The sequence below is a fragment of the uncultured Methanobrevibacter sp. genome (assembly GCF_900314695.1).
Taxonomy (GTDB): Archaea; Methanobacteriota; Methanobacteria; order Methanobacteriales; family Methanobacteriaceae; genus Methanocatella.
This window is the reverse complement of record NZ_OMWD01000054.1, coordinates 1-3,323: the sequence shown is the minus strand read 5'-3', so window position 1 is coordinate 3,323 and position 3,323 is coordinate 1. Positions and strand designations below refer to the sequence as shown.

Here is a 3,323-nt window from a genome sequence, read left to right as displayed (position 1 = left end):
CCGTTATTGTAAATTGAGTATAAAGGCGCTTGGTCAAAGTACAGTAAAACCACTGAATCGAATACATCAGGAGAGGTACCGTTAACAGTGACTGTCTGGTTGATTTTATCTATGACAACACTGTATATTTCACCAACACCATTGAAGATACAATATTGTTTGGTTATTTCATTAACATCAGCACCTCCAAAGTAATTCAGAGTATAGTTTCCTTCTTCTCCCTGGTAGTTATCTAAAAATGTACAAAGGTAGAATGTTGCTGATACGTCTTGTAAAAGGCCACCCTCAATATATATTGCTCCACCTTCACTTGCAGTATTGTTTGTAAATGTAGTGTTATATACCATGACAGTAGCTTCATTCTCTGCAGAACTTGAACCTATATATATGGCTCCGCCACATGCAGCATTGTTATTGCTGAAAGTACAATTGGCCAAGATTAAAGTACCTGCATCTAAATCAATAGCTCCACCATTAATGGCAGATCCCCTAATTACTGTAATTTTATCAAGTGTAACTGTAGGACCTTCAGTCTGCTCTGTTTCAATAAATGGAGGTGTTTCAATCGGATACACTTCAGTTTCATATGTTAAATGTAGGAAGTAACCTTCATTTCCACAGTCAAAGATAACCTCTTCGCCTTCAAAAGCCTTGATTGTTAATTCAAGTTCTCCTTCCAGCACAATGTCACGGAATCCATCTCCGGAATAGATTCCTCCTCTAACTGTAATGATACCTGCACCCCATGTTACAACCTCATCTATTGCTTCTTCCAGAGTGTCATAATATTCATAGTCTGAATCCTCGTCGTATTGGAAAATGAATTTTCCTTCGCCATAGTCCTCACCCAGTTTGTTATCATCTGGAGAAATGCGAATATTTTCATTGTTTAGATTCAATTTCAAATTATTTGAAGTCATTAATGGTCTGCCATTCCGTTCAAGTACGGCTTTAATTTCATAGGTTCCAGCGTCCAAACCTGAAATTGTTAAATCCTCACTGCAGGATTGGGTCATGGTGTAAACAATGTTTTTATTTGAATCTGAAACAGTGTATGTGATATCTCCCGCAGCATTATCCAGAGCTGAAACCTTGATTAGAGACTCATCCGGATGGGCAGTTTTATCAGAGACACTTAACATCAATGCATGAGAATTTACATTGACTTTCAGATTGGCCTCAGTGGAATTTGATTTGTAGTTTACACGTTCCTGTGAAGTGACTTTAACTGTGTAATCACCAGGTTCAAATGTCTTTTCTATTTTAACAGACCTACTACCATTAACGAATACGGCAGTTTTGTAATCTTCAATTTCTATTGTATATATTGACGGAACATTTGATTCTATTTTTAGAATAATGTTGTCGCCATATTCTACTTCCACATCATCTACAGTTATGGTAGGATTGGCCTTATATACCTCAAAATTAACAGTGGATGAGGCGAATGAGTAATCCTCATGATTATAGATAGCTACAAGTGTGTATTTTCCTGCATCCAATATCAATGACTCGATTTCCTCTTTAGTGTAATACCATCCATTCAGTTGGTAATCCACTGTGCCTGTAACAGTCTGAGGTAGATTTTCAACGACTTTAAGGGTTTCGCCATATGTAATATTGTCAACGGAAACGTTTAAATCAAAACCGACATTGTTAACCCTGAAGACTTCTGTTATGCTTTCCATCAGATATGTATTGTTATTGTTATCTGAAATACTGTTTAAAACAGCGTAATATTTGCCGTGGCCCAGTATGCCTGCATCATATGTGAATGCATTGTTTTTAATCTCCACAAGGGCGTTTTCACCGGCAACTGTCAAATTGGCTGCCGCATAGACATTGGTACCGATATCTGCTGTACCGTTGATTATTGATCTTTCACCGTTTTTAACAGATGCTGCTTTTAATTTAGCATCCTTAACCTCAAAAATGGAATCATGAACTACGGTAAATCCGTTGCTGTGAATATGCCTGTTTTCTCCAGTATTATTTGCAAAAATACACTCGTCAATGAAAGCTGTAACTCTAGGAGAGGTTGCAATAGCTCCGGTTGTTGCATTGTTATTTGTAAATGCACTGTTATCGACAGTTAATGTGAGCTTTTTATCATAAGGGTTTTTGATTAGGATTACTGAACCCACTTTACCGCTGTTGTTGTTAAAAGTACAGCCTGCGATGCTTGCTCTTGAAGATCCGTCAAGGCACAGGACTCCGCCGTCAACCTTGCTGTTGGAATTGTCTTCAAAATCAGACAGACTAATATCAATGATTACATCCCCATTGGCGTTGACATATATTACTCCACCTTCAAGCTGTGCATTTTCTCCCAAACTATTTTTGATATTGTTTTTTGTGAAATTGGACAAGGAAACAGCCACATATTTGGAATTGTTGCCCACATATATTGCAGACCCTTTAACAGCAGTGTTCTGTTCAAAATCACAGAAACCGACTGCCTCTTCAAATTGGGTTATGTTTTTGAAGTGCAGCGCTCCACCTTCACGTGCAGAGTTATTTATGAATTTGGAATGCATGATTGAAACGTCTTCATAACTCAATGATGTGACTGCTGCAGTACTTACTTTTAAAGGAGCGGCATTGTTTATGAAATTACAACTGTCAATATCCAATGAATGTCCTGCATTATATATTGCTGCTCCGCCATTTCCAGCAAATGAGGTCTTTGTAATCTTATTGTCTATGAAATTACATGAAGTCACTGAAAGATCTCCGTAATTGACTATAGCTCCATAATTGGTATTTCTGTTGTGAAGTCCCCTGAATGTTATGCCAGATATATCAGCTACGGCGTTTTCATTGACAATTATGAAATTGGCGTCACGACCCTGAGCATCAAAGACCGCACCTTCCAGTGCGATGATATCGAGATCCTTACCAGATATTACTATTCCGGTTTCTGTATATGTGCCGTTTTTAATATAAATTACATCCTCGTTATTGGAATTGGCTACAGCTTCTTTTAAGGTGTCATATTCCACATTTGTACTTACGACAAGGAAGTTGCTGTAGGTCTTGCTTATTGAAAATGTGGTGAAATTCATTACCATATAATAGTTTTCATCACCGTCACGCATACCAACCACTGTATAATTGCCCAAATCAAGGCCGGTCAGTGGCATGCTAGCTTTACCGTTTACAACTTCAAGCCGATAATTTTTATTTCCGATTATAATAGTGTAATTGTTATCCCAATTAGCACGAACATTTAAAACAGGTGTTTCAGGTATTAAAACATCCTTTACATCAAGAGTTAATATTATTTTTGCTTTTTCAATCACTATTTTTGCATATGCTGCCTT

General features: G+C 37.5%; 1 protein-coding gene. It reads right to left on the bottom strand.

All coding sequences use genetic code 11. The features are described from left to right. A partial coding sequence (locus QZN45_RS10920; protein ID WP_296812937.1) for a hypothetical protein occupies positions 1–3,323 on the bottom strand: 3,323 nt, incomplete at both ends.